Annotated in this window: 29 protein-coding genes; 4 read left to right on the top strand and 25 right to left on the bottom strand. The window is 44.4% G+C overall.

Annotated elements, in window-relative coordinates:
* Positions 1 to 474: 474 nt before the first annotated feature.
* The gene (locus ABU165_RS13775) at positions 475 to 1,104 is read right to left on the bottom strand and encodes a DUF2812 domain-containing protein (protein WP_009793318.1); all 630 of its coding nucleotides are present in this window, start codon (positions 1,102 to 1,104) and stop codon (positions 475 to 477) included.
* A 12-nt stretch (positions 1,105 to 1,116) separates the two neighbouring features.
* Positions 1,117 to 1,431, bottom strand: coding sequence for a PadR family transcriptional regulator (locus ABU165_RS13770; RefSeq protein WP_022543992.1), 315 nt, complete (start codon positions 1,429 to 1,431; stop codon positions 1,117 to 1,119).
* Positions 1,432 to 1,588: 157 nt separating this feature from the next.
* On the opposite strand from ABU165_RS13770, the gene ABU165_RS13765 reads away from it, so the two are divergent.
* The gene (locus tag ABU165_RS13765) at positions 1,589 to 2,362 is read left to right on the top strand and encodes a class I SAM-dependent methyltransferase (RefSeq protein ID WP_318060327.1); all 774 of its coding nucleotides are present in this window, start codon (positions 1,589 to 1,591) and stop codon (positions 2,360 to 2,362) included.
* A gap of 57 nt (positions 2,363 to 2,419) precedes the next feature.
* On the opposite strand, the gene ABU165_RS13760 is transcribed toward ABU165_RS13765, so the two are convergent.
* From ABU165_RS13760 to ABU165_RS13745, 4 genes are read right to left on the bottom strand one after another with little or no spacing between them, the layout of a single operon-like run.
* The gene (locus tag ABU165_RS13760; protein WP_129612635.1) at positions 2,420 to 4,123 is read right to left on the bottom strand and encodes a M56 family metallopeptidase; all 1,704 of its coding nucleotides are present in this window, start codon (positions 4,121 to 4,123) and stop codon (positions 2,420 to 2,422) included.
* Between the two features lie 12 nt (positions 4,124 to 4,135).
* A complete protein-coding gene (locus tag ABU165_RS13755) occupies positions 4,136 to 5,197 on the bottom strand; it encodes a LolA family protein (RefSeq protein WP_009793314.1) in 1,062 nt (353 codons plus the stop codon).
* Complete coding sequence (locus ABU165_RS13750; protein WP_129612634.1) at positions 5,187 to 6,662, bottom strand: HAMP domain-containing sensor histidine kinase; 1,476 nt, start codon at positions 6,660 to 6,662, stop codon at positions 5,187 to 5,189. The genes ABU165_RS13755 and ABU165_RS13750 overlap by 11 nt, the downstream gene beginning before the upstream one ends.
* Complete coding sequence (locus ABU165_RS13745) at positions 6,652 to 7,368, bottom strand: response regulator transcription factor (RefSeq protein WP_129612633.1); 717 nt, start codon at positions 7,366 to 7,368, stop codon at positions 6,652 to 6,654. The genes ABU165_RS13750 and ABU165_RS13745 overlap by 11 nt, the downstream gene beginning before the upstream one ends.
* 850 nt (positions 7,369 to 8,218) lie before the next feature.
* On the opposite strand from ABU165_RS13745, the gene ABU165_RS13740 reads away from it, so the two are divergent.
* Complete coding sequence (locus tag ABU165_RS13740; protein WP_009793310.1) at positions 8,219 to 8,554, top strand: hypothetical protein; 336 nt, start codon at positions 8,219 to 8,221, stop codon at positions 8,552 to 8,554.
* Between the two features lie 37 nt (positions 8,555 to 8,591).
* Here ABU165_RS13740 and ABU165_RS13735 read toward each other — a convergent pair whose 3' ends face one another.
* From ABU165_RS13735 to ABU165_RS13720, 4 genes are all read right to left on the bottom strand, one after another.
* Entirely contained in the window at positions 8,592 to 10,280 is a 1,689-nt protein-coding gene (locus tag ABU165_RS13735) for a methyl-accepting chemotaxis protein (protein ID WP_129612630.1), read from the bottom strand.
* 156 nt (positions 10,281 to 10,436) lie between these two features.
* Entirely contained in the window at positions 10,437 to 11,447 is a 1,011-nt protein-coding gene (locus tag ABU165_RS13730) for an SDR family oxidoreductase (RefSeq protein WP_318060329.1), read from the bottom strand.
* 13 nt (positions 11,448 to 11,460) lie between these two features.
* The gene (locus ABU165_RS13725) at positions 11,461 to 12,345 is read right to left on the bottom strand and encodes a GNAT family N-acetyltransferase (protein ID WP_318060330.1); all 885 of its coding nucleotides are present in this window, start codon (positions 12,343 to 12,345) and stop codon (positions 11,461 to 11,463) included.
* Complete coding sequence (locus tag ABU165_RS13720; protein ID WP_318060331.1) at positions 12,345 to 13,178, bottom strand: alpha/beta fold hydrolase; 834 nt, start codon at positions 13,176 to 13,178, stop codon at positions 12,345 to 12,347. The genes ABU165_RS13725 and ABU165_RS13720 overlap by 1 nt, the downstream gene beginning before the upstream one ends.
* A 141-nt stretch (positions 13,179 to 13,319) precedes the next feature.
* On the opposite strand from ABU165_RS13720, the gene ABU165_RS13715 reads away from it, so the two are divergent.
* Positions 13,320 to 13,664, top strand: coding sequence for a YlbF/YmcA family competence regulator (locus ABU165_RS13715; protein ID WP_009793305.1), 345 nt, complete (start codon positions 13,320 to 13,322; stop codon positions 13,662 to 13,664).
* Positions 13,665 to 13,761: 97 nt separating this feature from the next.
* Here ABU165_RS13715 and ABU165_RS13710 read toward each other — a convergent pair whose 3' ends face one another.
* From ABU165_RS13710 to ABU165_RS13685, 6 genes are all read right to left on the bottom strand, one after another.
* Positions 13,762 to 14,007 carry a hypothetical protein gene (locus ABU165_RS13710; RefSeq protein ID WP_318060332.1) on the bottom strand — a complete coding sequence of 82 codons (246 nt, stop codon included), beginning with the start codon at positions 14,005 to 14,007 and terminating at the stop codon, positions 13,762 to 13,764.
* 1,418 nt (positions 14,008 to 15,425) lie between these two features.
* The gene (locus ABU165_RS13705) at positions 15,426 to 16,685 is read right to left on the bottom strand and encodes a hypothetical protein (RefSeq protein ID WP_318060334.1); all 1,260 of its coding nucleotides are present in this window, start codon (positions 16,683 to 16,685) and stop codon (positions 15,426 to 15,428) included.
* 536 nt (positions 16,686 to 17,221) lie between these two features.
* Positions 17,222 to 18,826, bottom strand: a complete 1,605-nt coding sequence (locus ABU165_RS13700; protein WP_318060335.1) for a DUF4179 domain-containing protein — start codon at positions 18,824 to 18,826, stop codon at positions 17,222 to 17,224.
* Complete coding sequence (locus tag ABU165_RS13695) at positions 18,804 to 19,370, bottom strand: RNA polymerase sigma factor (protein ID WP_318060336.1); 567 nt, start codon at positions 19,368 to 19,370, stop codon at positions 18,804 to 18,806. The genes ABU165_RS13700 and ABU165_RS13695 overlap by 23 nt, the downstream gene beginning before the upstream one ends.
* A gap of 129 nt (positions 19,371 to 19,499) precedes the next feature.
* Positions 19,500 to 19,970: a hypothetical protein gene (locus ABU165_RS13690; protein WP_094767719.1), complete on the bottom strand. Its 471-nt coding sequence runs from the start codon at positions 19,968 to 19,970 to the stop codon at positions 19,500 to 19,502.
* Positions 19,967 to 20,179, bottom strand: a complete 213-nt coding sequence (locus tag ABU165_RS13685; RefSeq protein ID WP_009793295.1) for a helix-turn-helix transcriptional regulator — start codon at positions 20,177 to 20,179, stop codon at positions 19,967 to 19,969. Before ABU165_RS13685 ends, ABU165_RS13690 begins: the two co-directional genes overlap by 4 nt.
* 169 nt (positions 20,180 to 20,348) lie before the next feature.
* On the opposite strand from ABU165_RS13685, the gene ABU165_RS13680 reads away from it, so the two are divergent.
* On the top strand, positions 20,349 to 20,939 hold the full coding sequence (locus ABU165_RS13680; protein ID WP_318060337.1) for a YhcN/YlaJ family sporulation lipoprotein: 591 nt from the start codon (positions 20,349 to 20,351) through the stop codon (positions 20,937 to 20,939).
* A 305-nt stretch (positions 20,940 to 21,244) separates the two neighbouring features.
* Here ABU165_RS13680 and ABU165_RS13675 read toward each other — a convergent pair whose 3' ends face one another.
* From ABU165_RS13675 to ABU165_RS13635, 9 genes are all read right to left on the bottom strand, one after another.
* Positions 21,245 to 21,955, bottom strand: coding sequence for a Type 1 glutamine amidotransferase-like domain-containing protein (locus tag ABU165_RS13675; protein ID WP_035402266.1), 711 nt, complete (start codon positions 21,953 to 21,955; stop codon positions 21,245 to 21,247).
* 15 nt (positions 21,956 to 21,970) lie between these two features.
* Positions 21,971 to 22,591 (bottom strand): YdcF family protein, encoded by a 621-nt coding sequence (locus ABU165_RS13670; protein ID WP_318060338.1) that lies wholly within the window; start codon positions 22,589 to 22,591, stop codon positions 21,971 to 21,973.
* Between the two features lie 118 nt (positions 22,592 to 22,709).
* Complete coding sequence (locus ABU165_RS13665; protein WP_050767296.1) at positions 22,710 to 22,979, bottom strand: hypothetical protein; 270 nt, start codon at positions 22,977 to 22,979, stop codon at positions 22,710 to 22,712.
* A 234-nt stretch (positions 22,980 to 23,213) separates the two neighbouring features.
* Positions 23,214 to 23,489, bottom strand: coding sequence for a GNAT family N-acetyltransferase (locus ABU165_RS13660; protein ID WP_318060339.1), 276 nt, complete (start codon positions 23,487 to 23,489; stop codon positions 23,214 to 23,216).
* A gap of 14 nt (positions 23,490 to 23,503) precedes the next feature.
* Entirely contained in the window at positions 23,504 to 23,713 is a 210-nt protein-coding gene (locus tag ABU165_RS13655; RefSeq protein WP_318060340.1) for a hypothetical protein, read from the bottom strand.
* 14 nt (positions 23,714 to 23,727) lie between these two features.
* On the bottom strand, positions 23,728 to 25,089 hold the full coding sequence (locus ABU165_RS13650; RefSeq protein ID WP_009793289.1) for an MATE family efflux transporter: 1,362 nt from the start codon (positions 25,087 to 25,089) through the stop codon (positions 23,728 to 23,730).
* A 349-nt stretch (positions 25,090 to 25,438) separates the two neighbouring features.
* Positions 25,439 to 25,600, bottom strand: a complete 162-nt coding sequence (locus ABU165_RS13645) for a hypothetical protein (protein ID WP_022544001.1) — start codon at positions 25,598 to 25,600, stop codon at positions 25,439 to 25,441.
* A gap of 15 nt (positions 25,601 to 25,615) precedes the next feature.
* On the bottom strand, positions 25,616 to 25,879 hold the full coding sequence (locus tag ABU165_RS13640; protein WP_009793286.1) for a hypothetical protein: 264 nt from the start codon (positions 25,877 to 25,879) through the stop codon (positions 25,616 to 25,618).
* Positions 25,880 to 25,953: 74 nt separating this feature from the next.
* Positions 25,954 to 26,724, bottom strand: coding sequence for a 3-oxoacyl-ACP reductase (locus ABU165_RS13635; protein ID WP_009793285.1), 771 nt, complete (start codon positions 26,722 to 26,724; stop codon positions 25,954 to 25,956).
* Positions 26,725 to 26,733: the final 9 nt, after the last annotated feature.

Below are 26,733 nucleotides of genomic sequence, written 5' to 3'. Positions count from 1 at the left end.
TATTTTTCTATTTACAGCAAATAGTGGTTCCAGCTACTCCGGCTAGGACCACTATTTTTCTATTTACAGCAAATAGCGGTTCCAGCTACTCCGGCTGGGACCACTATTTTCCCATTTACAGCAAATAGTGGTTCCAGCTTCTTCGGCTAGGACCATTATTTTTCTATTTACAGCAAATAGCGGTTCCAGCTACTCCGGCTAGGACCATTATTTTTCTATTTACATCATATAGCGGTTCCAGCTACTCCGGCTAGGACCATTATTTTTCTATTTACAGCAAATAGTGGTTCCAGCTACTCCGGCTGGGACCACTATTTTCCCATTTACATCAAATAGTGGTTCCAGCCCCTCCGCTTGTAATCACTATCCCTCTTTCTTATAAAATTCCCCTTACATTTCCTCCTTCCGCCCTCGCTACCCTGCCTTCCGCAAGCGGTCTCAGCACTTCCATAATGACTTGGACAACGCTTCTCCTTAATACTTCAAGGTTCCCGAATCCTTCGTTTCCCGGTACAGGCGCTCCGCTTTTGCACTGAATACGAGATATAAGATGAGCATGGCCGGAAGAACCAGCCAGGAGGCTCCTCTCATCAGTGCGAAGGGGGTCTCGAATAGAAACGCTGACCAGAAGCGGGCGCCTTCTTTTTCCCATAATCCCGGTGTAAAATAAAGCTCTTTGATATTCAGCAAAGCCATCGGTTCTATCGCGTCTGTAACGATCAGAGCGGTCAGGATAGGCAGGAAAGTCCAAAACAAAGTGAGATACATCTTTGACATGCGCTTGTACCGCCCAGCTTTTGAATCGGCATCTGAGAAGATATCTGCTTCAGCTTCAGATGAAGCTTGTATAAAGTACTGCGATCCTGAGGTTTTAGTTCCAGATATATGTTCCCATCCGCTGTCCCTAAAGAGCATCAGGTAATCATCGAAGTCGCCCTGCGAGGAAAATTGCCTGAAATCTATTTTATAATTAGCTCTTACTGGTTTTGCTTTGCGGAACCGGTATCCAAATGTCTTGGACTCAAGCAGAAATCCTTTGCCTGCCATCTTATTAAGCCAAAGCGCTTCTTTATCAAAATCAAAGAACCATTTGAACTTCCTCATTCTGTTCTCCTCCTATTCTTTTAACGCTTCCTCCGTGATCCTGGTCATGTGCTGCATTCTTTGATAATCCAGGAGCAGCATTTCCTTTCCTTTTTCGCTGATGACGAATACCTTCCGCCTGCTGTCATCGCTTTTAACAGGCTGAATGAATTTCAGCTTCTGCAGATTTTCCAATGCTCCATACAATGTACCTGCAGCCATCCTGACTTCCCCGCCGCTCAGCTCTTCTACCTTCTGAAGGATAATGTAGCCGTGTGCCGGTTCGAGCAATGATAATAAAATATAATAAACCGTTTCTGTAAGCGGGAGATGCTTATCTCTTTTCATATTGCCCTCCTCTTTAATCAGTTCAACTGTATAGTTTTATTTTATACAGTCAAACTGAATAATTCAACTGTATACTTACCTATTTTTCCATAAAACAGGAAAACCACCACAACCTGCAGAAAACATACTTAGTGACTGACAGAAAGGAGGAAACAAATTGACAAAACTCACTTCTATTCAGGGCTGGCTGGCACCACATTCAATCGAATGGTATGAACAGCTCGGCAAATTGGAAGGAAAATATCTGTATCCTTGGGATTCATTCATTAATGAGCCGAATGGAGAATCTATATTTGACAGCGAGGCTGAAGAATTGTCGGTCAATCAGAAAGTTCTTGACGTGGGGTGCGGGGAAGGCCGTTTTACCATGCACTTTGCCTCATTTGCCAAGGAAATTGTGGGGGTTGATGGATCAGAGGCGTTCATCATGGAAGGGCATCGACAGCGGAAGCCTAATGTATCTTTTATCAATGCAAATACAAAAAGCGGCCTGCCATTTGCCAATAAGGAGTTTGATTTTGCCTATATTAGAAAAGGCCCCACTTCTGCTTACCCTCTTTTAAAGAGAGCGGTGAAAGACGGCGGGCATATCCTGGGCCTTCATCCGGGCGACAGTCAGGGCCGGGAATTGCCTGGGTTGTTTCCGGTTCTATTTGAAGAAAAAACGGGTACTCCCATTCTAAAAGGACTGGAGAATCGTGCAGAGAATTCCAATTTTACGAAAGCGACAATTGAAGAGGTGACCAGTATTGAATATCTCAAGTCACCGCAGGACGTCATCAAACTGGCCTGTTTCGGACAGCTGCCATCTATAACAGCATTCGTTAAGGAAAAATACGGCTCTGAAATCACCAGGATTTTCAATCAGTATGCAGCTTCCAGAGGATTGGCCATTACTCATTCCAGATATATTGTCCGGGCAGCTGTTTAAAGCAAGGAAAAAAAATGACCTGTTCTCTCCCTAAAGAAAGCACAGGTCATTCATACCTTATCTTGAAAAAGACTCCCTCATCCTGTCTGCGGCCCATCTCTTGATCATCCCTTTAGGGGAAGAGCTGTTTTTCAAGGTTTGCACACGCCAATACATAGGCGGATGGGGCATGAACTGAAATTCAATGAGGCGCCATATAAGCTTGTCGCGTTCAAGCGAGGAGATGACTCTCCTTTTTTCATCTTTTGCTGCACGGTATTCGGCTGACTGATTGACTTCATGATCCTGCCTTTCTGCCAGATCAGCAAGGCCGCCAGCCATTTGGCTATAGCCTCCCTCAAGAAGCTGTGCCCCGAGCTGGTCTGCTCTTACTTCCATCCACTGGGAAATAAAAGATTGATAGATAGGCAGAAACATCATGAGGAGCCAGACGCCAATAAAAACCGGAACAGGATATTCAGTAATATCAGGAACCCTGTCTAAAAGAAGCCATGCACATAATGCCAGCATCAAAAAATAGGCAATCCTCCAGATTTGCGACCAGAGTACATCCCGCTTCTTAACATGTATGGCTTCATGGGCAAGAATGCTTTCTATGCTTGATGGGGGCAAAGATAATGTGGCTGTTGTTATTGTTACCATCCCGCGTCCAATATTCATGCCAGTGGCAAGGCCATTATATTGCGGAGAATCAGTTTCATATACCTTTACTCCCGGAATCCCCGCCTTTGCAAAAATCCTCTCAGCCATCTGCCTGATTTCTGCATTTTGAATTTCCTTTGCATCCATCGCTATTTTCAAAACTCTATCAGACAGGTATAAATTGATGAGCCAATACAGGAAAGCTGAGGCTGCAATGGCCCAGGAATTCGCCTCCAGGAAATAGAGGATAAGAATGATCGATGTGTATGCTGAGATTCCTTTGACTGTGACCGCATAGTAAAGCTTTCCCGCCAGCCGCTTCAAATTTTTCCAGTGGTAAAGAGGAAGAACAGCTGCAGCTTCTTTTCCTGTTTGACATTCCGGATAGCAGCTGATCATTTCTTTCAGCCTGTCTGTATCGGCTATATTGAGGTAGATCGTTTCATTTGCAGACCCTAAACGCTGAACTTGCCCCAGACTAGTTGTAAAATCGCTGTTTGAAGTAAATAGAGTCAGCAGGGGGTGAAGCCTCAGAATATCTGCCGCTCCTTCTTCCCTGTATTCTTTCAAAGCATACAGAGGCAGCTCTCTGCAATCGAGCCTGGAAACAATGAACAGCATATTGTTTTCTTCTGAAAAATAGATTCTTAAAGTAACAAAGACTATTACACGTTTTCCCAGTTCTGCCCCGGCAGCTATTAGGCCGAAAAGGAGAAATACCTTAAGCGGACTGGCCTCAGGACCAAATATCAAAAACAAAATGGCACCCAGAAAGACGGCCAGGCTGATCAGAATATCAGTCCAGATTCTTGCTGCATTCCGGCTGACCATCCATTCTTCAGCTTCAATCCGGCCCAGCTCCTCTGTCAGCTCCCTGTACTTTCTATAGCCGGTTCCAGCCAGAAAAAGGGAGAAATAGGCAGTGGAAAGAAGGGAAATCAGCAGAAGGCTATCCAGAAATCCATTTTTATAAATCATCCAGCCGATAGAAGCAGCAGCCAGCAGGATTTCAGCGGCAGCTGCCCATTTTCGGTGATTAATCCCGATCAGCAGACCGATTCCGGCAATGGCAAATCCCCAAAATATCGGGAACATCATTTCAGTTATACTAGGCAGCATGATTCTCCTCCTTTAGCTGACAGGCTCCATGTCTTCAAGTTCCTTAATGACTTCCTCTTTGCTCAAATCAGGATGTTCAATCATCAGCACATAGCGGAGTCCCTCTTCATCCCAGCTGATCATGCGGAGTTCTTTCTCAAAAGAACCAGCTGTATTCCTTACAGTGACTCCCTCTCCGCCAAGATCCATATCCTCTCCTTCAGGAACCGGGAATGTTGAAATGCTGTAGCTCGGTATATCGTCTTTGGAATAATAGGCAGTCACCTCGGTCCGTGCCAATTCTCCGCCAAGCTCTGTCCATTCAATTCTCTCTAAGCTTTCTTCCAGGATCAGGATTGGCCTGCCCAGCTTTTCTGCAGCCTGCTCTGCAGTGCCCTCAGTTGCTTCCATACTGGAATCGATCGATACGATCTCAACATCTTCTGGCAGATTTGCCTTAAATTCATCAGCTGCAAAATCCGGGGAAAAATCAACACTTTCATAGATTACTTCTGATCGGTTATCCCCTGAATTGGAAACTGACTTTATCGGAAACCATGTTTTTTTGTCAACCCAGAATTCCATATCGCCAAGCAGGTTTTCCTTTGACTTGGCATTTATTTTCAAATGATAAACATCCCTTCCGATCATCTCTTCTTCACCGGCCACTTCATATGAATGCGTGCCGCTGAGATTTTCAAGCATACCGGTGATCTGCTCTTTTTGCGTCATAGCAGCTGGAAGCTCAGCTCCACTGATATCTATTGATTGTGCCGTATTGCTTCCTTCCTCATAGCTGATGAGCTGTTTGCCGTCATTGATGGCAATGAACCGCATTCCATTTTCTCCGCTGTTCTCCATGATGATTTTCCTTTTTCCGTCTTTGTCTGCATATTCTTCAAAAGACGCATCCTCGGTGAGTTCACCATCACTATAAATCTTGTAAGATCCTTTTCCAAAATAAGCTGCAGGTTCTTTTCCGGACTCCAGTACATTGGAAACGATCTCATCTGAAGAAACATTGATGCTTCCGCTGCAGCCTGATAGAATCATGACCGCTGCACCTGCTGCTGTTATCATCTTTTTAAATCTCATTCTTGGTTTCCTTCCTTTCTCTAATCCAGCAGGCAAAAAGGGTTCCATCACCTTCACTGGACCATACACTGATTTTTCCTTCATGCTGCTCCATCAGCATTTTGCTGATGCTCAGCCCGATACCGGAGCTCCCTCCACGAGCCCTTGAATCTTCACCCTGGACAAATGGGAGAAAGATAGTCTTCTGCAGCTGTTCCGGGATATAGCTTCCTTCATTTTGTACCAGAAGTACTGCTCCACCTTTTCTCCACTTTTCCAGTTCATTTCTAAATGGAGAGTAAACAGCTTCAGGCAGTGATTCATTTGCAGAGACAGCAGCTGCCAGGATGGTGCTGCCTTCACCGGTATGCCGGATGGCGTTTGCCATTAGATTATCAGCTATCCTAAGCATTTGGCTTGCATTCAGGCTGTATATCCCGCTGACCTTTGTTTCCACTTGCAGACTGATTCCTTTTTTTAGGCAGGGCTCTTCATATCCGGCCAATAGATATTCAAAAAACTCTTCACCTTCCACCTCTGCCAGTTCAATTTTTTTCTGGCCGGTCTGCAGGGATGCATAAAGGGCGAGATCATCGATCAGCTGCTTCATGTAGCCGAGCTTCTCCAGCAGTATTTCTTTATATTCACTGCTTTCCTCTGCACTTAATGGCCGGCTGCCAGTCAATGCTTCTGCATAAGCCTGGATAACAGTGAGCGGCGTTTTCATATCATGTGACAATGCTGCTAAAATAAATTCCTTTTCCTTCTGCTGCTGTACGATTTCCTCCTGGGACTTCTCCAGCTGAGTTTTCATCTGATAAAAGCCTTCGTAAAGTGCACCAATTTCATCTCCTGCAGTCTGTTCTTTTTCTATTGGCATTCCGCCGGCAAAACGCTCCATCTGGTTTTCAAGCCGCTGCAGGGGCCGATTCAGCTTTCGGTTTATCACGAGCGCTGCTGCCGCATACACTGCCAGCAGGAAGACGGCTAATGATGCCCCATAAAGGAGGGTGCGGTTTTCAACGCCTTTCATCCAGGTCTGCCGGGCAAAGGTGACCTCATAAATCCCTATCAAGTTGCCATCCGCAAATACCGGTTTTTTCACCACATAAGATCTCATGTTTTTTTCCATTTCATGGAGCCCTTTATACAGATCTTCCGGCCTCCTCTGCTGGAGCCTGTTCACTGACAGGTCTTCAAGGGAGGAAAAAAGAGAGACTCCATCCGGGCGGTAAAGAGAAATTTTGAGCTTATCGCTGGATAGCTGTTTGATCTGTTCGTACCGGCTGGCCGGCTGGATCTGATAAAGATCATTGTTATCCAGTTTGGGGCTGAGCTCCTGCATTGTTTGCTGCACTTCCATGTATTCAGTAATATCTCTTTGTTTGTCCCACTCAGATATGCTCGAGTACAGCAGAAAAAGAAACAGCAGAGGAAGCAGCATCACGGCGAGATAACTGATTCTGAGCCAGGTTTTAATTTTCATCCTTATCTTCTCCAATGAAACGGTAGCCGGAACCCCAAACCGTCTGTATAAAAACAGCTGACCTGGAAGTATCCTTCAGCTTGCTGCGCAGGCTTTTGATATGCACGGTTACCGTATTGCTTGCAGAAATATCCTCCTGTTTCCAGATCATTTCAAGCAGAGCTTCTTTCGAAAAAGTTTCAAAAGGATTTTTAGCCAGGAGATGCAGCAGCTCATATTCCTTTGCAGTCAGATTCAGCAATTGACCGTCCAAGTGAACCGCTTTTTGAGAAAAGTCGATTGAAAGGCCATTATGATAGACATTCACCTTGCTGGTATCATTTACTCCCTGATATCTTCTGTACCTGCGTAAATGGGAGGTAATTCTGGCACTCAGCTCTTCAAGGCTGAACGGCTTTGTGATATAATCATCCGCTCCCAGGTTAAAGCCTTTCACCTTGCTTTCATCTTCTGACCTTGCACTGATGATCAGCATTGGAATTTCATGCGTCTTCCGGATGGTCCGCAGCAGCGTGAAACCGTCCAGCTCAGGAAGCATTAGATCGACAAGCACAAGATCAAAGGCCTCTGCAGCAAATTCCTCCAGCCCCTCTTTTCCGGTAGATGCCCATGCCACACTGAAACCATCCTTCCGTAAATAATCACTAATGATTTTGGCAATCTGCCCATCATCCTCCACGAGCAGCAGTCTTGCTTGCTTTGCCATATGTCCCTCCCCTTCCAGTCCATTATAAAAAATGATACATGTATCTAAGAAAACTTTATAAACACTTCATAATTTCAAAAAAAATAAAACTGCCAGGCCCGTTCCCAGCAGTTCAATTTCAAACCATCATTTACCTTTTATTCTAATTATTATATTGATATATTACAACACTATTAATTCTGTTTAAAAAGGGATTCGCCCCTTTTTGCAGAAAGTAGTATATAAAGGAGTGGTTCAGTGAAACCGGGAGAATTATATATTATGAAAGGTAGCGGCGGAAATTATAGTCTCGTCAGATTGGCCAAGGGAATTTATATGGGGAGCAAGAAAATGAAAAATCTTATAACAGAAGATTATTATGTTGATTTTCAATGCCTTTCTCCTGTGGAACAAAAAAACCAGGTTCAATCTCTTGAGGCGGACATATTTTTTAATAATGGCATCCATGTGTCTCCAATAGCAGCATGCGGAGAATGCGGTCAGAAGGTAATAGCCTCTGAATCTGATATTTGTACACGCTGCGGCACGATTTTCTGCCATACACATTCATGCAGCTGTTAATTGACGGCAGATGGGCCCACCCAATGGGACCATCTTTTTTTCGGTAAAAAAATATTTTCCTGGACTTGACCGGTCAGCCAGCTTCTCCACACAATTCCCCTGCATTTTTCTCCAGATACCGTAGCGTTTCAGCTACATCTGCCAAATACCGCCAAGCACTGCCATAAATAGACATAAATGCTTATCGATTGTGGCGGAATTACCTGTTAGTATTAGAGTAAGAATTCAATAGGGGATCCTTCAGACTTTTCTTAGTCCCATCCCATCTTGCTGGATAGGAGGAATTAGGATGACCACAAAAAAAGAAATCCGGAATATGCTTCTGAATCTTATGTATTACAGGGATTGTGACATAACCCATATCTTTACGGAGCGGAATTTGCGTATGGAGGTCAGTTTTCTAAAAGAAAGCTACTGTTATTCTCTGATGGTTTCCGTGCCTGTTGAGTCTGTATTCAATCAGCGGACCTTGAGTTTTCAATCAATCGATTATGCAGCTGGTGCCATTGAACAGATCCTTTTTAATAATGACAACCCGAGCCCCTTTATTTTCGACCCTTCATCCGATGACCTGCCCATTACTCCTGCCGCCGAACCTATTTCCATCACGATTAAAGGATGTTAAGAAAAAAAGCACCGCTGACGCGATGCCAATTGCTTTACTAATTCAATCTGAACCTGCTTACTGATTCATTAAGCTCTTCTGCCATTTTCGCGAGCGATGCAGCTGATTCTGACATTTCATCCATGGATGCAAGCTGTTCTTCGGTTGAAGCAGAAACCTCCTGGGTGCTCGAAGCCGACTCCTCGGCTGCAGCAGCTATATCATCGATCGCCCGTACAATATGTTCGGCTCCTGCTGCAAGCTGCTGCACGGCGGCTGAAACCTCTTCGATCTGTGCTGTGACCCCTGATACAGAGTCCCCAATCTCTTTAAAACTCCCGCCTGCTTCCTCAACTGCAGATATTCCCCTTTCGACTTCCTTGCCTGCATCGGCCATCGAAGAAATGGCTTTTCCGGTATCCCGCTGAATGGCGGCAATAATACCGGATATTTGCTGCGCAGAATCTGCTGACTGCTCGGCAAGCTTCCTGACTTCGTCGGCGACTACTGCAAATCCTTTTCCGGCCTCACCAGCCCGCGCTGCTTCAATTGCTGCATTCAATGCAAGCAAATTGGTCTGATCCGCTATCCCGGTAATAGCCTCTATAATATGCGTAATATCATGTGACCGCTGTCCAAGCTTTTTAATAACCTCTTCCAGCCCTGCAAAGGTTTCATGAATAGAACTCATTTGTTCGATTGCAGAACCGATCGCCTTGCCGCCCTCTGCTGACAGGCTGACTGCACCAGCGGCAGTCTCGGAAACAGCAGCCGCATTATCTGCGATTTGCTTTACACCGGCAGACATGCGCCCTACTGTAATAGAAGCCTGCTCTACCGATTGCACCTGTTTATCAGAACCTGACGCCACGTTATTCATGGCAGCGGCAATCTGTCTTCCTGCAGCCCCTGACTGCTCTGCCCCTGCTGTCAGCTGTTCGGCCGAAGCTGCCACCTGTTCGGCATTTTCAGCAGTATCTTGGATAACTTTCCTCAAATTATGTGCCATCAGATTAAAAGAATCTGCCAATAGGCCGATTTCATCTTTGTTCCGGACGTTCAGCTTCCGGACTGCCAGGTTTCCGCCTGCAATTTCCTTTGCTTCAGCCGCAAGAAGCTTAACAGGCCTGGTAATGGTTCTTCCTGTCAGGATAGCGGCCAGGATGCCTATAAGGATGGCCGCAAATCCGATTAAGGAGACGGCAAGCATAATCCCTGCGGAATCCTTAGACACAGCAGACTGCCCATCTGCCATCAGTTCTTCCTGGTATAGGGACAGCTCTTTAACTTTTTTGTTAAAATTCTCCACGATCTGCTGTTTGGATACAAGTATCTCCAGCTGTTCCGTTTCTCCCTGCTGCTTTAGTTGAAAAACAGACTGGGAAAAAAGATAATATTGCAGTTCAAGTTTATTTAGGTCCTTAAATAATTCCTTCGATTTTTCCCGTTTGATTGTGGATTGAAGCTCCTTGCTTAATTTTAAATAGGCAGAGTGACCTTCCTCAAACTGCTTCAAATACTTCTCTTCGCCAAGTGCCAGGTAGCTGCCCTGATTGCTCTGCTGTTCTGCAATATTAATGTTAAGCTCTTTGATTTTCACTAGCTTTGCAGCCCGGTCATCTATCAGCTCTGAATATTGGCTGTCGATTGATTTAATTTGCGTAATACTGATCACCGACATCGCTGCCAGCAGTATAAGCACGCCAGAAAACCCCGCAAACAGCTTTCTCCCGATTGTCATTCTCATTAAGCTCCCTCTCTCTCTGTTGTCAGCTCGTTCATATGACATATCGGCAGATTTTGCAGGTTTTTCAGTTAATGTGCTGAATTCGAACTATTCAGTTATTGAAGTAAATTCTAAGCCTGTTTTTCAACAGTGCGGACCTCTGCATTCCCTGCATTATTAGATTCTTTTTTCAAATTCCCTGATGATCTCATCTTCTTTATCATAATTAAAATTTTCCGCAGCTGGTTCTGCAGGCGAATTGTTAAGCTCCCATTCAATTGTCTTTTGAAGCCCTTCCCCGAATGAAATGCGTTCTTTATAGCCCAGTTCATTTCTTATCTTATCGGATGAAAGATCAATACTCTGCCTGGCATTTATGCCTAAGGGAAGCTGCCCTTCCTCCACCTCCACTACTGAGCCTTGCCAGCCCACCGTTTCTGCAATCCTGCTGACCCATTCTCTTTCCGAAAAATTATTTTCTGCGACATTATAAATTTTTCCGGCAGCCTTGGGGTTTTCGATAGCCGCTGCAATGGCATGGGCGACATTCTCAACATATCCCCTGCAGGTCTTCCACCGGCTGTGAACTTCATCTAATAATATATACGGCCTCTTATCTGCCATTCTCTTAATATATTGATAAAGTCTGTGCTGTCTGTCACCTGGCCCATACACCATTGGAAGCCTCAGGACCGTGCCTTTCAGCTTTTCGCTTTTCATATAGACTTTTTCTACGGGAATTTTGTCATAATGATAATAAAAGTGTTCCTCACTTACATTTTCTCTATAGGGATAAAGCTTTTCCCTCAATGGAGAATCTTCTTTGGATGGTGCAGGAACCGGTTCTCCCGGCTCCGTTCCGAGCAGCCGGCCAAAACTCCGGTACACATCTGCACTGCTGATGGCCACAAGCCGGTCTGCTGTTCCCTCAAAAATTCCCCTCACAGTCTCAGCATGCTTTTCAGTAAACGGAATCATATCAAGGACTATATCTGGACGGAAGCCTCTTAGCTCATCTTTATGATGAGTGATATCATTGATATCTCCCTTAAAGCGGATTATATCCTCCGGCATGGATACTTCAGTCTGCCCTCTGTTAAAAACTGCAACACTATGGCCTTTTTGATTAAGCTCTTCTATCACATACGGCCCCATAAATTTTGTACCGCCAATGATTAATACCTTCATTTGATGGCCCCCATTATGATAACTCTTTTATCATATAAACCTGCTTTACGGCAGGAGTAAATCCTATATCTGACAAAAGTTCATACGTTTCTTTGTTGCCCTCAACAGGAAAGTTAGGTATGACTCTTCGAATTTCATCACTGAAGTCCCCAAAAATTTCAGACAGCAGAAAGGTGATGATTTCCTGCCAATCTTTTCTTCCTGGGTCAGCTTGAATTTGAAACAAAGTGGTTGCAGCATGCCTTCCTTCAGCTGTGAAACCTTTTCGGAAGACAGCATAGCCAGCTGCACTTCCGTTATCCAATGCAATCAGAGCCTCGCCATCCTTTGCATTCTGCCAGGAAGTCTGCCATGGGGCAGTTCCTTTGTAGAAGCTCAGCGAGGAAGCCTCCTGGGGATAAACATACTCTGCCAGATAAGAATGCTGGTTATTCAATCTGACAGGATTTTGCTCCAGGCAGCCTTTCAGCTCCAAATATTCCAGACTATCAGCTTTCTGGTAGCCCAGTTTTTCATAAAGGGCAATTGCCTTGCTGTTCTCGCTGATTGCCTCAAGCGTGGCAAGCTGGACGCCTTCCTCTTTGTATATTTTAATAGATTCATCAATCAGCATGCGTCCGACCCCTTTGCTGCGCCAGGCAGCAGCAACACCTGTGCCGCCATTCCAGGCAATCTTCCTTCCCCTGAATTCCCGGATGCCGCTTTTTACAATCCCGATCGGCTTTCCTTCCGCAAAAGCGACAATAGACAAATCCGGCGACAGTCCTTCAGCTGCCATCCGTGCAACAAACTTTTCCGGTGTTGTCGATGCATCAAAGAAATATCCTTCAAACCCTTTGTTCCAAGCCGTCACTGCTTCATTTATACTGCAATCCGACAAGCGCCTTATTTCAATCATTACTTTTCTCCTTTGAAGAAAGCTATTATTTTTTCCATTAATATTGCCGGCTGTTCAATCGCAGTCCAGTGCCCGCATTCAGGTATCACTTCTATTGCTGCATGGGGAATAAGGGAAAGCAGCAGCTCCTCCAGCATATCGGGGGTCAGTATATCCCTTACACCCTGTGCTGCCATAACAGGGATATCAGCCAGAGCAGCTGGATTGATGCTGGATTCGTAATTTTGCAGAATATCTTCCCCGATCTGTGAATTTACAATAGTATTGCTTTTCGTCTGAGTTTTCCTGGAAAGATTGGCACTATCAAACAAATAATATGGATCGATGATCTGAAAGATATCTGCTGCAGCTGCCTTGCCTTCTTTATAGTCCTCTGTAACTTGATGGAAGCGCTCAAGCTCTGCTTCAGAGAGCCTTTCCATCAGCAGGCGGCCAAAATTTACGTAGCCTTCTGTTTTGGCACCGACAGCGGCGGTCAAAAAAAGCCTATTCACGTTTTCCGGATACTTGGAAGCATATAACAGGGCAAGCATCGACCCCCAGGATTCACCGACAAGATTCAGTTTGTCAATTTTGAGATGCTCTCTTAACGATTCTAAAGTTTCAACTTCTTCCCCCATAGTATAAATGGCTTCTTCACGAAAAGAAGACTTGCCGCAGCCGCGCTGATCATAAAATACCAGCTTGAATTGTGAAGACAAGGGGGCAAGATGGGGGAGAAAAAAGCCATGCTCCCCGCCCGGGCCCCCATGCAAAAAAACGATTGGTTCGCCTTCCCCCATTTGCTTTACAAAAATAGACTCATTTCTTAACGTAACAAGAGCTGATCCCACAGATATTCCCCCTAAATAAACTAATTAGTCTATTTAATATTATCATTCTATTCTGAAATTTATTCAGTTATTTTTAGTTATTCGAACTTTTTTTTTCATTTGTACATACGCTGTATGATCTAGGCTAATGGAGGGGAAATAATGAAAGCTTTATTAGAGCAGGGGCCTGCATTGGAAACCATTATTCGCGGAAGCAGGGAGTATCAGCTGTTGAGGAAGCTGGCAGCAGAAATCAATGCCGACCCGGCAGCAAGGCAGCTGATCGAGGATTTCCGCAGCATCCACCACTTGCTGCAGGAAAAGCAGATCCGGGGAGAAAATCTGAGTCCTGCTGATATCCAGAAACTGCAGGTGCTGGAATCCGGTCTGATGCAAAATCCTAAAACCGCTTCATATCTGCAGGCAGAAGAACAAATCTTCAAGGCAATCCAGGAACTGAATATGATGCTGGCCAGGCCGATGGATGAGATTTATAGCGGAGTGTAGAACGGCAGCAATAAGCTTTTTAGATCAGCCCTCTTTTCATTTAAAAAAAGGAAAGCAAATTTGCTTTCCTTTTATATGAGGTCCAAGCTTTGCAAAATTATGGCCTGCCCTCCTCTTTATAGTATTGCCGCTCCTCTGTTCCAACTCCTTTGCCAGTAAAATTGGCGGCCAACTTCATTCGAAATATACCATGAGCCGAACTTACCGTCTTTTCCCCATGATCTTTATATGAAATAATGAATTTTTCTTTCCCTATTTTTTCTGCTGACGTTTCTTTTACCACCTGATATCCTTTAATCTCTCCTTCCCATTTTCCTTCTCTCTCGGGGAAGCGGTCATCCATCGAACCTTCTCCCATTGAAGCAAACTCTAGCGCTTCCGTCTCAGAAAGGGGGCTGAGGATCTGATATCAGTAAAAGATAACCCCAAAGCAAACCGGCGCATAAAAGCGGAAGTACTATAAATAAGAAGCTGCCTTCTCCCCTGAAAATCCGCCTGTCCAGTAATGCGTATAAAAGAGCGGCTCCCATACCATATAATGCTGCAATCGTATTCTGAAAAAGCAGCCCGTTTGCCAATCCGAAAAGCCCGTGGAGAAAGATATAAAGCCAGTCTTTCCTCAGGACAGCTACCCGTTTCTGCAAAACTTCAAGCAGAAACGAAACAAGGTTCCCGTAAAAAAAGACAATCGCTCCTGCATACAGCATAAATAAAAGCAGCCAGCCAAGAAAGGCGGTTCCAAGTCCAGAGGCAGGTTCAGAATCATTGACAGCAAAAAAGCAAACAATATGGAGACCGCTGCTGAGACAGCAAACGAAGCAGTCAATTTTCTCTGGATGAGTTTTCTAAGCTTCATTTATTGCTTCCTCCTTATTTCAGGCGCCTTCTTGACTTTCTTTTTTGTTTGAGTGACTCATTTCTCTCCTCTTGAGGCACTCTGAACGGGTTATCCGACCGGAAGAGTGACTCATATCTTTATTTTGAATCACTCTAACCAGCTTTCCCCCATCAGAGTGACTCATATTCTCCTCTTGAGACACTCTAACCGTCTTTTCCCACCATCAGAGTGACTCATATTCTCCTCTTGAGACACTCTAACCGGCTTTCCCCACCATCAGAGTGACTCATATTCTCCTCTTGAGACACTCTAACCGGCTTTCCCCACCATCAGAGTGACTCATATTCTCCTCTTGAGGCACTCAAACCAGCTTTTCCCCCTTCAGAGTGACTCATATTCTCCTTTTAAGTCACTCTGACTAGTTTCACACTCCATCAGGGAGACTCATGACTCCCTAATCAGGGATATTCCTTACTTTCTAAAATCTCATTTTCCTTACCCCGGACAACAATTTGGTAGACTTCTTTATGTGCCTCATCATTTGCTGCACTAATTAAGCTTGTGCTTCTTCAATCATCCTTGCTGCTGATGCAGCTTCTAATTAAAAGAGGTTTTTATAATATATTTAACCGGTTTGGGATGTGTATAAATGGAAATGCCTTTAAAACCTTCAAACTCCCTAACTTTATGTTGGATTTCGGAAGCGGGCATACTCCATGTGCTTACCTGCTCACCTTTCATTGTATAAGCCTTGCCGGTTTCCTGTTGAAGCGGTCCGCTTAATAAAAAAAGAAGGATATTCCTCAAAAGAACCAAACTGCTTTAAACCGTTTGCATGCGGTTTTGCTTTTTTGACTGCATTTTATTTCGTTAGGTGCGCTGGAGCTTTCTAAAGATAAATTCCTTTTTCATTTTATCGCTCCTTATTTTCCGCTTCTATACACCTTTGCCTGTTCTATTGCAAATGCTAACGCCTCTCTTGAAAATAAATATTTAAGAAGCTCATCATAAGTGCTAGTTTGAAAGATAAGCTCTTTATCATTAAAAATATAAATTGCAGGACCGGTTAGCTGTTCTCCATTATTCAATTTGAGAGATTCTTGTGTTGTTATAGAACCGGCCAATTTCAAGTCTTCTTTGTGTGGTGTTTTAAGCGGTTGAAGAAATTTAGAATCTCCAATGGCAAGGATTGACCATTTGCCAGGTTTCTTGGAAAGCCACTTTGGGTCATTAAGTATTTGATCACTGTCCCTCAATACTTGTAATTCTTCAATCACTGGACTGTAAAACTTTGAAATGAGGTCTCTTGCTTTTACACTAACTTCCTGGCCAGTTCTGACCAGCAGGTCAGGCTCAATAATGAGCTGCCTTCCATTTATAGTGACAAATCCCAAATCGTGATCTATTTCTGATACTGTTCCTTCTATAACCTCTTTGAATATAATATTTTCCCTGATATATTTTTTCATAGTTACTACGTCATCTGTGCGTACGATCTCCTTTTGGTGGTCAAAAAGTAAGAAGGCTTTACTATTGTCAATTTTTAATTCAGGCAATAATTGTTTGTCAGCTTTGTTATAAAAGATTAGCATATTAGAAAATTCGGTTTGCAAATCAAGCTGTGCACGTTCGGCAGATTGAGTGTCCTCATCAACAATGAGAATAGAATAGGTTCCAAAATATCTAGCATAATATTCTTTTAATTTGACTTCGCTCGTTTTTAAAGGAATTATATAATCAGCTCTCTTTCCATCTTTCCAATATGCCTTTATGTTAATAGTCGACAGGCCAGTAGCATTTGGCATATAATGGTTGATTTTACTATCAGTAGTGCCAATAAATTTGCCATTATAATCCTGAGAACCTTTATTAAAATAAATCGGCTCCTCCCCTTCCGGAAACTCAATCCTCATTTCCTCATTCACCGGCACCTCCTGATATTTCAAAGATTTAGAGATATCCTTCATCTCTTTCTCCACCAGTCCGTCATTCCACCGGTAAGAACCCATGATTGCCTGCACCTCTGTATCTCCAACTGTGATCACCGGCATCGGAGGCTTTTCTTCTTTAAAAACCTTTTCTCTATCAAAATACAGCATCGCCATTATGATTAATACTGCGGCGGATCCCCATAAAATGAGACGTTGCCATTTTGTGTTTCTCTTTGTACTTTTTCCTTCCATAAATATCCCCCCTACAGTTGTACAGCCAAACCAAGTTACTTTATATACGAATAGGCTTCCGAAAAGTTGCAAATTTTTCCATTATTAGATTAAATAAGAATTAATGCTCTTTTCTCATTGATTGCTGCTATTTTGCCATCTTTATAGGTCTTGAGGAAATTCTCTTTCAGGCGGCGGGTTCTTCCCGCCCAGCAAAAAAGGGCGGGCCTTCCTGCCCCTGAATGAGGCACAGTAAAAGATTGAAAGATAGGCGGAGAAATTTCCCCTAATTCCGAAAAAACTCAAAAAATGGCTCATATAGACGGAGAAATTCCGTCTATCTACTCAAAAAGCAGGAAAATGGGCAACTTCGCTCCACTTAACAGGAAATTTTCCGCTTATTAACACCCAACCGGTCCATTTTAAGCAGCCTAACAGGAGAATCTCCCCTTAATTTAAGGCTTCCTGGTCACTCTGATTAAGATACAATATTATAAAATGTCTTCACGAAGAGAGCAAAAAAACAGGCATCTTTCAGCCTGTTTTCCTGGTAAGATCTATTTAAATAGAGGGACTTTCCATTCTTCATCCGCTTTATAATAGCGGGTCACAGAAATGAGATGCAAAGTTAATTCTTCCGGCTCTTTCTCCAGATCATAAGCTTTGAGATCCAGAGAAATTTTGAAACGTCCATTTTTGTCTTTTTCGTTTAAAATGGAACCGCTGTGAAATAGGGGATAGACATTTCCTTTATCATCAGTCATTACCCATTCTCCAAAATCAGCGGAAGGCACTTCTTTTCCGCCCTCCATTTCAATTTCGAAATAGGATTCCTTTTGAATTGGCAGCAGTGACTTACGCAGCGAGTAATCATTTTTCTTCTTTGCTTTTTTAATTGTTATATGATTGCCTTCGTATTCAAAGCTGACTGGCTTCTTCCGGAGATCATCCGGTTTAATTTTAATTGAAAAATCGGCTGGCAGGGTTTTGATTACGCCATCGAGTACAAGAGTATAACTGCTTTTATTTTTCTGCGGGATAAATGATTCATTCCAGCGTACTGCCCCAAGTTCATCCAGATCTTTGCTAGACCCTGATATCCAGCCTGTATCGCTGGGATGGCCCTGCTCCTCATCGAAGGTATTGTGCTTATAAACGGCTTCATTTTTTTCATCCACAATATGATATTGAATCGCCGTTCCGAATCCAGAGAACATCCCGACATTTTCTTTGCCAAACTGTTCTTCAAGCTCTTTAATCCTAGTTTCCACGTCGGCTTTTTCCTTTTTCGTGAATGATGTCTCATAGATCAGCTCGTTTGAAGAAGGAGCAAATTGCACTTCTTTTAGATCAATTGAAACACCATTGAAAGCGGCGCTATGCTGGTCGAGCGCAAGCCTGCTTGTATATTTTTGCCTTTCCTTCAGGTCAACAGGCACTTCAACATTCCAGTTCCCCTGCTTACCGTTCAGCTCCTTAAGATCGACTTTAATCAAGACCTCTTCTAGACCGGTCCGATCCCTCAGCGAAAATTCTATTAATCCATACTCAGATCCCTCTGTCCAGCGCATTCCGTAGCCATCGATTTCTTTACCGTCTTGATCATAGGCTGCGATCCTGTTTTCTGTGTCATCCATATTGATACTGGTATCAAGCGGTTCGCCGTTTGAATCCAATACTTTAAAAGAAAGCGCAATTCTTGATGTATCCGCGACTACATCCTCTATTTTGAACGTTGTGTTCTGATCTGTTGCAGCAATATCCACCCGGGTCGCCATTCCCTCTTGAGATGCCAGCCTCAGACCGTCATCCACCTCATTGGAGAAAAATAGCCCGCCGACCCAGTCTGCAAAGCCAGGGACCGTGCTGATTCCTGCAGCCAGGAGCAGTCCGGCTGCCGCTGCGGCCATCCGTTTCCCTGAGACAAACTTTCTTTTTGGTCTGTATGATTCAAGCTGCCCAATGATGACATCTGCAAAATCGTCGGGAAGCTTTGGCATCTGCAGGGTTTCTTTCATGAATTCAGCTTCATGTTCAAATAAACCAGCAACTTCAGCACAAGACGGACAGCCTGCGATATGGCCTTTCAGTTCAGACTGTTCCTTTTCGGTTAAAAGCTGATCGGTATATTGAGAGATTTTATCCGCCGTTGGACAATTCATTATAATAGCCTCCCTGTTTTTTGACTGTTTCCCTCATTTTCTTTTTGGCCCTGTGAAGCTTGTTCCGGACCATGGATAAGGGCATGCCTGTCGTTTCTGCAATTTCCTCATATGGCAATTCATTGGCATAGCGAAGGAGTATAATAATCCTTTCATCCTCCGGCAGTGTGCTGATCAGCTTTTCCACCTGCCTATTTTTCTCTTTTTTCAGAAGAATCACTTCCGGGTGCTTCGTGTTGACGGCAGAGGCCTCGTTTATTTCCGCCTGCTTGATTTGGGAGCTTTTCTTCCTGAATTCATCCATGCAGTGATTCACTGCCACCCGGTAAAGCCAGCTTGAGAAGGACCCTTTCTGGTCGTACTTGCCAAGCTGATTGTAAATTTTGATAAATGCCTCCTGGACCAGATCCTGAGCATCCTGCGGATTTTTTGTCATCCTCAGTATCGTTGCGTACAAAGGGTTTTTGTATTTATTGATGATGTGCCCGTAAGCCTGCTTGTTTCCGGCCAGCACCTGCTTTATCCAAAATGCTTCCTCTTCCATATGTACCCCCCGTTCCTTCCTGTCCTTTTGTCCGATTCTTCTATAATAACGGAAACAGATGTAAAAAAATCTCATCTTTTTTCAAAAAAAATAGCAGCTGCAGGATATTTGCAGCCGCCTTACTATTTTTCACAGACTTTTTCGTATCGACAGATAATAAGAAAGCATCTGGATGGCCGGGATCAGCAGAATGATCAGGATGGGGTAGAAAGGGATCTTATCCTCGAGCACTGGATAAAAAAGCATAAGGGCTGCAGTAAACGGCACCGCAAAATACAGGGAGATATAGGAGCTTCTGCAGGCTCTGGCAGTCATCATTTTTTCCCGTTCATCCTGTTCCTCGAACTCAGGCGGTAGGAGAAGCAGAGCACCGATACTTGACCGCTTTTTCTTGTTCTTGCTGTAAAGGAACCAGCTGATCAAACCCCCTATCAGCAAAAAAACGGCAACCGGTGTGATATTAATCGTCAATGACCAGGGCGGCTCAGGGTTCCGCAGCACCTCTGCAAACTGGGTCTGGGCATCGTACATTGCTATCATAGCCCAGGCAAATAACGCATATAAAACAAAATTTAATAAGACTGTCCGATTCGTTTTCATTTCTCTTCCTCCTTTAATAGCCAAAATACTTCTTCCATCTTCAGCTGGAATGCCTCGCATATCTTCAGGGCAAGCAGCAGGGACGGGATATAATCCCCTTTTTCAAGCGCTGCGATTGTTTGCCTCGTCACACCTGAAGCCTGGGCCAGCTTTTCCTGTGTCCAGCTGTTTCTGGCACGCAGCTCTTTGACACAATTGCCAATTTCCATAAAGCACCTCATTCACCGTCTCTTTGTTAAGTCAACTTAACATCAATTAAGTCAATTGTATAGAAGACTTTACATTATGTAAAGCCCATTTAACATTGACCTAAAAAAAGTGTATAACATTTATGTTTTTGGAAAAATTACTCATGAATATTAATTAGGAGGTATTAGAATGAAAAAGTTAAGATGGCTTTTAATAGGCGCTGCTGCGTCTGTGCTGATTACCGGCTGTGCCTCATCCAACCAGGGCAGCCAGGATGGAAATGACGGCCAATCCGGCACATTATCCATGAGAAATGTCACCGACAGCGATGCAACTGACAATGACAATAACTTAATGGACGACGAACAAAATAACAACAAGCAGTATAACAATGGACTGGAAGATAATGGGCAGAACGGCGATGAACAGAATGGCAGCGATCAGAATGATCTTCGCAATTCAGAAGATGCCCAGCAGAAAGTTGAAGCCATGAAAGAAGTTGATAAGGCGGTAGTCATTACAGCCGGAAGCAAGGCATATGCAGCTGTAAAGCTCGCAAATGGGGAAAATGCTGATGTAAATGATGAAATGAAAAAGAAGGTTTCCGATCAGGTTCAGGCAGCAGATCAAAATATCAATGAAGTTTTTGTTTCAAGCAATCCTGAATTCATGGAACGCATGCGCGGATATAGGGATGATATTCAGAATGGTAACCCTGTAAGAGGATTATTTGATCAATTTTCCGAAACAGTGCAAAGAATTTTCCCTGAATCACGATAACAGTAAATCGCCCGTTTCCAAATAGGAAGCGGGCGATTTTATTTGATACTGCAGGGTTCAAACAATAGTATATCCTATTTGCACTGAGTCACTCTGATAGATAGGAAAGGAGCCAGTCGATGCATCATGGCATATAAAAGAAGCCACTCATGTATAGAAAGAGGCCTAATCAATGCATGAAGACCCTTAAGAGAAGCCAATCATGTATAGATCAGGGCCTTTCAATGCATGACAACCCTCAAAAGAAGCCACTCATGTATAGATCATGGCCCATTCAATGCATGACGGCCATCAAAAGATACCACTCATGTATAGGAAAGGTCTGCCAGATAAATGCAATCGAGTCTTGTTTCTTCAGCTTTGTTATCATTGACTTCTACATAATAAGCGCTGGCATTCCTTCTGGAGCAGACCGTTTGATAAAGCGACCCATCCACAAAATGAAGTGCAGCCCCATCATCTGCCGCATAGCCCGGCTTCATGAGCGCTTCCCTGATATATTTTCTGTAAGCTGGCTTTCTCTTATTCTCCCCGTCATAGTGCGGGCAATGGCTGCCTTTTAGGATGCCCAAACCTTTAATGGGATACAGCGGTCCGTTAAGAGGATCTGTAAGGCCTTCTTCAAACCAGCAGATGCTTCCTGCGCTTATGCCGGCCAAAATGATTGCTTTTTGATAGCATTTCAACAGAAGCTTATCCAGTCCCCATTCTTTCCAAAGAATCATCATATTGCGGGTATTCCCGCCTCCAACGTAGATGATATCCTGTCCAAGCAAAAATTCTTCAGCATCATTGAAGTTTGGCTCAAACAGCGACAGATGGGCCGGTATGCACTCCATTTTTTCGAATGCTTCATAAAATCGGTCTATATAGTTTTGCTGGTCTCCGCTTGCCGTTGGCAGAAAGCATATTTTTGGTTTCTTATTTTGCGACTGCCCAATGATATATTGATCAAGAAGAAGGTTTTCAGGTTCCATGGAAAATCCTCCTCCTCCCATTGCGATGATCTGCCTCATTTTCATTTCCTCTCTTTAAGAATCTGAAATCTCAACCTCAGTGTCTATGATGATGCCTTGTTTAACATAGTAGATCAGTTTTTCCGCTTCCCGCTTTGCCCTCAGCCTGCCTGCTTCTGAAAGCTGCCAGTTCCCTTCTATTGTATGGATGTCGTCCACAGGGCAAAGCGAGTATTCTATCCAGTCCGGCATATAGGTTTTCATGGCCAGATATGCCCTTCTTATATGGCAGGAAGCTGTCACAACCAATATCCTTTTTATTTTGTGGAGATTGAACTCCCGGTCAAGGACCAGCAGTGAAGCAAGCACATTTTCCTTTGTGTGGAGAGATTGATTTTCTATTAAAATATCTGCTGCCGGGATACCAAGTGCCAGAGCTTTCTCTTTTAAAAGTTCTGCCTCGCATAGCCGGGACGGTACCCAGACTACGCCGCCGGAAAAAAGCAGCTTGCCTGCCCTGCCGCTGTTATACAGCTCGAGCGCCTTTGGCAGTCTGTATTCAGCAGCCTTGCTGCTTCCCAGGACGAATATGCATTCTCCCGATTTTTTATCATCCGCGATATTTTTATAAAGAAGATCCCCAATCTGCCTGTCTGATAACTGATTGAAATCAAGCTTTGATATTAGTGTTTTCATGGATTGCCCCTCTTTACTCACAAGTATATTATTCTCCAGCCTCTCTGAAATTCCTGTCATATTTATATTTTATGTAAGAAAGGCGGGCTGCTTTTCCGCCTCCCGCCTTAAACCATTTTTAATAATAGTATGGGTAAGGCGGATAAGGGTAAGGATAGCCGTATCCATACGGTCCGGCGAGGGCGCTTCCCAATAGCAGGCCTCCTGCTAACCCTCCCAGGAATGGGAAACCGAACCCAAAGCCAAATGGACGTCCGAACCCAAATCCAAACGGACGGCCAAACCCGAATCCAAACGGGCGGCCGAAGCCGAATCTGCCAAAGCCTGGACGGCCAAAGCCAAAGCGGCTCAAATCTCCATGAGAAGCTGCTGCTTCAGGGCGATACATAAACTGCTGTTGATTCATCATGCCTTCTCCTCTCATATTCTATCTTTTTTTTCCATATGAGGGGCAGCAACAATGATGTCAAAGCCCCCTCATCGTATAGGTTTCAGTCTAGAATATGTCAGAGAAGGCCTCGTTGAATAGACATTTACCCAGGATTGGAGGCAAAAATTATAAATTCCTTATTCAGGACAAATTAAATAAGAACCTGCTGAAAAGACAGGTTCTTGCCAGAACTTATTTTAAAAGCTTTGCCATTATATATTCATCATGATAGTTCCCATCTATGAGTAAGGAGTTTTTCTTAACACCTTCAACTTCGAATCCTGCTTTTTTATATAACGCAAGCGCATTTTCATTTTCACTGACCACTGAAAGCTCCAATCTGTACAGGCTGGCTTCCTTCGCCCAGCTGTCAAGCTTCTGAAAAAGACTGTAGCCGATTCCTTGACCCCGAAAGTCTTTTTTAATGCCTATAACGAGGGCAGCAGAGTGGCGCACCCTGCCGGCCATTCCGCCATTGACAATTAAATACCCCGCCAGACGGCCGTCTTCTTCAGCTGCGAAAATGGCTCATTATCCCGGCTGGAAAGCGCCTCGATCATCTTTTTTTGAATGTCTGCGGAAACATTCCGTTCCCCTGGCCCATACAGCATATATGACGATTCATTTTCCACATCTTTAATAAGCTCGGCAAAAGCTTCTCCATCCTCTGGTACAAGCTTTCGGATCATCATGTCATTTCCTCCAATTATACCCCTTCGGCCGGAGCGAATTTTTTCTTTTGGATATAAATCAGCCTTGCTGACAGGCATATGCCCGCTGCCAAAAGACCGGCGGTAAGTCCGATCCAATATCCCGGGGCACCGAGGCTGGTATAATGGGCCAGCCCATATCCGAGCGGCAGGCAGATCAGCCAATAGGCAATAAGCGTGATGATGAATGCAAGATTAACATCCTTATAGCCTCTTAGCGCTGCCTGGGCAGTTGCCTGGATGGCATCTGAAATCTGGAAGAACAAAGCATAAATCAGGAAATGTGCCGTCAGGGATATTACTGCTGCATCATTGGAGTAAAAGCCTGCAACCTGATAGCGGAAAAGGACAACAAGAAGGCCAGTGACAAGTGCAATGACAACCGACAAATAAATGCCGATCCAGCTGTACGCCTTTGCATCTCTATTCCTCTTTGCCCCCACCTCATAGCCGACCAGCACAGTCTGTGCCATCGAAATGCTGATCGGAATCATATAAAGGAAGGAAACGATATTGAGTGCCGACTGATAGGAGGCAAGCGTCTCCACACTGAAACGGCTTAACAGAATCGTCACCACCGCAAACATGCTTGTTTCAAAAAAGATCGACAGACCCATCGGAACACCGATTTTTAAGATTTCCTTGCATTGGGACCATGAGAAGTCTTCCAAATTGGAAAACACCTTATACACTGCAAACGGCTGCTGTGTCCTGATAATGAAAATCGTCAGCGCTAGTATTACCCAATAGGTGGCAGCAGTAGCATAGCCTCCCCCTGCCCCGCCAAGCTCAGGAAAGCCCCAGAATCCAAAGATCAGGACAAAGTTCAGGAAGAAGTTAACAGGAAGCGCACAGAGAAGAATGACCATAACGACCCGTGTCTTCCCGAGAGCATAAATGAACGAGCGCAGAACATTGAATAAGAAAAGAGGAATGATTCCAAAGCTTAATCCAATCAAATAACCTCTTGCCGTCTGTTCAACACCGCTCTCCAGATCCATCCGGTCCAAGATGGGTCCTATCAGGAAAAAACCCGCCGCAATGACAGCCAGTGCAATCATGATTGCCAGATACATGCCGTTCTTGACAACTGCCGCTACTTCTCCATGCTTTTTCTCGCCAAACCGCTGCGCCGCGATCGGCGAAACAGCCAGGAGAATTCCGCTCAGCCCTGTAAAAACAGGATTCCAAATCGATGACCCAATAGCAACCCCTGCAAGATCGGAAGCACTGTATTTACCGGACATAATGGTATTAAAGAAAACCATTGAAAACATCCCAAGCTGCGTAATCAAGATGGGAATCAATAATATGAGGATCTGTTTGATTTTTTCTTTTACTGTAAAAGTCTGATTCATGATGGTACTCCTTGGTAATAAAAGTCACAAGGATAATTATAAGCCAAACAAAGCATCAGCGGGCGGAAAAAATGTAATTGTTAGAAAATCTCCTGTAGAAAGGAAGGGCAGGATGCTGGCTGTAAAAGCTTTTACCATTTATGGATAGCTCTTCCCAATCAAATTATAGCAGCCTGTTGATTGGAGTGGAGGGCACTCAGACTCCTGCGGGAGGCAGCGGCAGGGCTGAGACCCCGCATGAGCGAAGCGAAGAGGAGGCTCAGCGCCGCCCCGCGGAAAGCGAAGTGCCTGGAACGGAAATCAACAGCCCTCATTTATAAGCAAAAAAGCCTGCTGCTGCAGACTATTGCTAATGACTGTTCTTATTCTCAACATAAATCCACAAATAATAGACAACCCACATAACCAATATTGGCAGTATGGCAAAGCTGCGGAAAGGAGCATACAAGAGCATGCCTATACTCGCAAGCAGTGCCCACGGGGCCAATCGTGAATATTTCTTCCATTCCATATACCTTCCCCCCTGCTAATTCCCGGTTCCCGCCGGCTGCAGATATTTTGTGAAATAGGCTCCGGCCAGCAGCAGGATAAGGGCCATCATCCAGTTGAAAATCCCAAGCCAGCCCATCCAGTACGAAATAAGATTGACTATGGCAATCAGGAAAAAGCAGATCGAGGTAAGGGCACTTTTGAAGCCGGTAACGCCTGCTTCTTTTCTTTTTTTCATTAAAATTGATATAGAAAAAGGCAGACTTATAACGAGTATAATAGTCAGCAGGATCGGAATCATAGATTTCCCCTCTTTCTAACAAGATCTTGATTATATGTCCTCTAACTATTATACGGACAAGATATGAAAAAGTTTCACCCGCCCATGACCAGGCCGCCATCGACATACAGGCACTGCCCTGTCACAAAGCTTGAGAGCGGGGATGCGAAATAAAGGGCAGCATCTGCAATATCCTCCGGTGCTGCAAGGCGCTGCATCGGAGTGAGTTCAATAATACTGTTCCTTACATCCTCCTTTGTCCCGGCGCTCGAATCGGTCGGATAGGTCAGCCCTGGGGCAACTGCATTGACGGTGATTCCAAAACAGCCAAGCTCCTTCGCGAGATTCCTGGTAAACCCGAGCAAGCCTGACTTGGCGGTTGTATAGTCGTGATAGGGAATCACTGGAAAACTTACAAGGTTGCTCACAATATTTACAATATTACCGCTCATCTGCTCTTTCATATAGGGAATGGCTGCCCTGCATACATTATAAGCGCCGCGGACACTTCCTTCCCACTGACGGTTATAGTCGTCCCACTCAAGCTCCCAGGCTGCCTTGCGTTCCTTGGGATTAAAAGAATAATGGCTTAAGGCATTATTAATGACCGCATCGATGCCCCCATAACTCTCGATAATATCGTTCATCATCCTTTTGACCTCCTCTTCATCAGTCACATCTGCCTGCATGGCAGCAGCGTGGCCGCCCGACTCCCTTATTTCCTTTGCGGCCGACTCGGCGGCCTCCCTGCTGGAAAGATAGTTAAGGATGACTAAAGCTCCCTCCGAACCCATCTTCCTGCTAATTGCTCTGCCGATTCCCCTGCTCGCACCGGTAACAAGGACCACTTTGTTTTTTACAAGCATGATTTCCCC

The sequence above is a fragment of the Cytobacillus sp. T106 genome (genome assembly GCF_040492155.1).
Lineage (GTDB): Bacteria > Bacillota > Bacilli > Bacillales > Cytobacillaceae > Bacillus_AB > Bacillus_AB infantis.
Note: the sequence above shows the minus strand (reverse complement) of the source record. Positions and strands in the feature narration are given on the sequence as shown.

Bases quoted from the DNA above. Each gene is read 5' to 3' on its own strand.
- ABU165_RS13770 (WP_022543992.1), bottom strand. From the start codon at position 1,431: ATGAAAAGAGATAAGCATCTCCCGCTTACAGAAACGGTTTATTATATT.
- ABU165_RS13650 (WP_009793289.1), bottom strand. From the start codon at position 25,089: ATGAATCAGACTTTTACAGTAAAAGAAAAAATCAAACAGATCCTCATA.
- ABU165_RS13755 (WP_009793314.1), bottom strand. From the start codon at position 5,197: ATGAGATTTAAAAAGATGATAACAGCAGCAGGTGCAGCGGTCATGATT.
- ABU165_RS13635 (WP_009793285.1), bottom strand. From the start codon at position 26,724: ATGCTTGTAAAAAACAAAGTGGTCCTTGTTACCGGTGCGAGCAGGGGA.
- ABU165_RS13660 (WP_318060339.1), bottom strand. From the start codon at position 23,489: ATGGCCGGCAGGGTGCGCCACTCTGCTGCCCTCGTTATAGGCATTAAA.
- ABU165_RS13670 (WP_318060338.1), bottom strand. From the start codon at position 22,591: ATGAAAACACTAATATCAAAGCTTGATTTCAATCAGTTATCAGACAGG.
- ABU165_RS13710 (WP_318060332.1), bottom strand. From the start codon at position 14,007: ATGGATGACCGCTTCCCCGAGAGAGAAGGAAAATGGGAAGGAGAGATT.
- ABU165_RS13700 (WP_318060335.1), bottom strand. From the start codon at position 18,826: ATGAATTGTCCAACGGCGGATAAAATCTCTCAATATACCGATCAGCTT.
- ABU165_RS13695 (WP_318060336.1), bottom strand. From the start codon at position 19,370: ATGGAAGAGGAAGCATTTTGGATAAAGCAGGTGCTGGCCGGAAACAAG.
- ABU165_RS13675 (WP_035402266.1), bottom strand. From the start codon at position 21,955: ATGAGGCAGATCATCGCAATGGGAGGAGGAGGATTTTCCATGGAACCT.
- ABU165_RS13730 (WP_318060329.1), bottom strand. From the start codon at position 11,447: ATGAAGGTATTAATCATTGGCGGTACAAAATTTATGGGGCCGTATGTG.
- ABU165_RS13750 (WP_129612634.1), bottom strand. From the start codon at position 6,662: ATGAAAATTAAAACCTGGCTCAGAATCAGTTATCTCGCCGTGATGCTG.
- ABU165_RS13725 (WP_318060330.1), bottom strand. From the start codon at position 12,345: ATGATTGAAATAAGGCGCTTGTCGGATTGCAGTATAAATGAAGCAGTG.
- ABU165_RS13760 (WP_129612635.1), bottom strand. From the start codon at position 4,123: ATGCTGCCTAGTATAACTGAAATGATGTTCCCGATATTTTGGGGATTT.
- ABU165_RS13685 (WP_009793295.1), bottom strand. From the start codon at position 20,179: ATGGAAATTGGCAATTGTGTCAAAGAGCTGCGTGCCAGAAACAGCTGG.
- ABU165_RS13680 (WP_318060337.1), top strand. From the start codon at position 20,349: ATGAAAAAGTTAAGATGGCTTTTAATAGGCGCTGCTGCGTCTGTGCTG.
- ABU165_RS13655 (WP_318060340.1), bottom strand. From the start codon at position 23,713: ATGATGATCCGAAAGCTTGTACCAGAGGATGGAGAAGCTTTTGCCGAG.
- ABU165_RS13665 (WP_050767296.1), bottom strand. From the start codon at position 22,979: ATGTATCGCCCTGAAGCAGCAGCTTCTCATGGAGATTTGAGCCGCTTT.
- ABU165_RS13740 (WP_009793310.1), top strand. From the start codon at position 8,219: ATGACCACAAAAAAAGAAATCCGGAATATGCTTCTGAATCTTATGTAT.
- ABU165_RS13735 (WP_129612630.1), bottom strand. From the start codon at position 10,280: ATGAGAATGACAATCGGGAGAAAGCTGTTTGCGGGGTTTTCTGGCGTG.
- ABU165_RS13775 (WP_009793318.1), bottom strand. From the start codon at position 1,104: ATGAGGAAGTTCAAATGGTTCTTTGATTTTGATAAAGAAGCGCTTTGG.
- ABU165_RS13715 (WP_009793305.1), top strand. From the start codon at position 13,320: ATGAAAGCTTTATTAGAGCAGGGGCCTGCATTGGAAACCATTATTCGC.
- ABU165_RS13705 (WP_318060334.1), bottom strand. From the start codon at position 16,685: ATGGAAGGAAAAAGTACAAAGAGAAACACAAAATGGCAACGTCTCATT.
- ABU165_RS13640 (WP_009793286.1), bottom strand. From the start codon at position 25,879: ATGATTCCGATCCTGCTGACTATTATACTCGTTATAAGTCTGCCTTTT.
- ABU165_RS13745 (WP_129612633.1), bottom strand. From the start codon at position 7,368: ATGGCAAAGCAAGCAAGACTGCTGCTCGTGGAGGATGATGGGCAGATT.
- ABU165_RS13690 (WP_094767719.1), bottom strand. From the start codon at position 19,970: ATGAAAACGAATCGGACAGTCTTATTAAATTTTGTTTTATATGCGTTA.
- ABU165_RS13645 (WP_022544001.1), bottom strand. From the start codon at position 25,600: ATGGAATGGAAGAAATATTCACGATTGGCCCCGTGGGCACTGCTTGCG.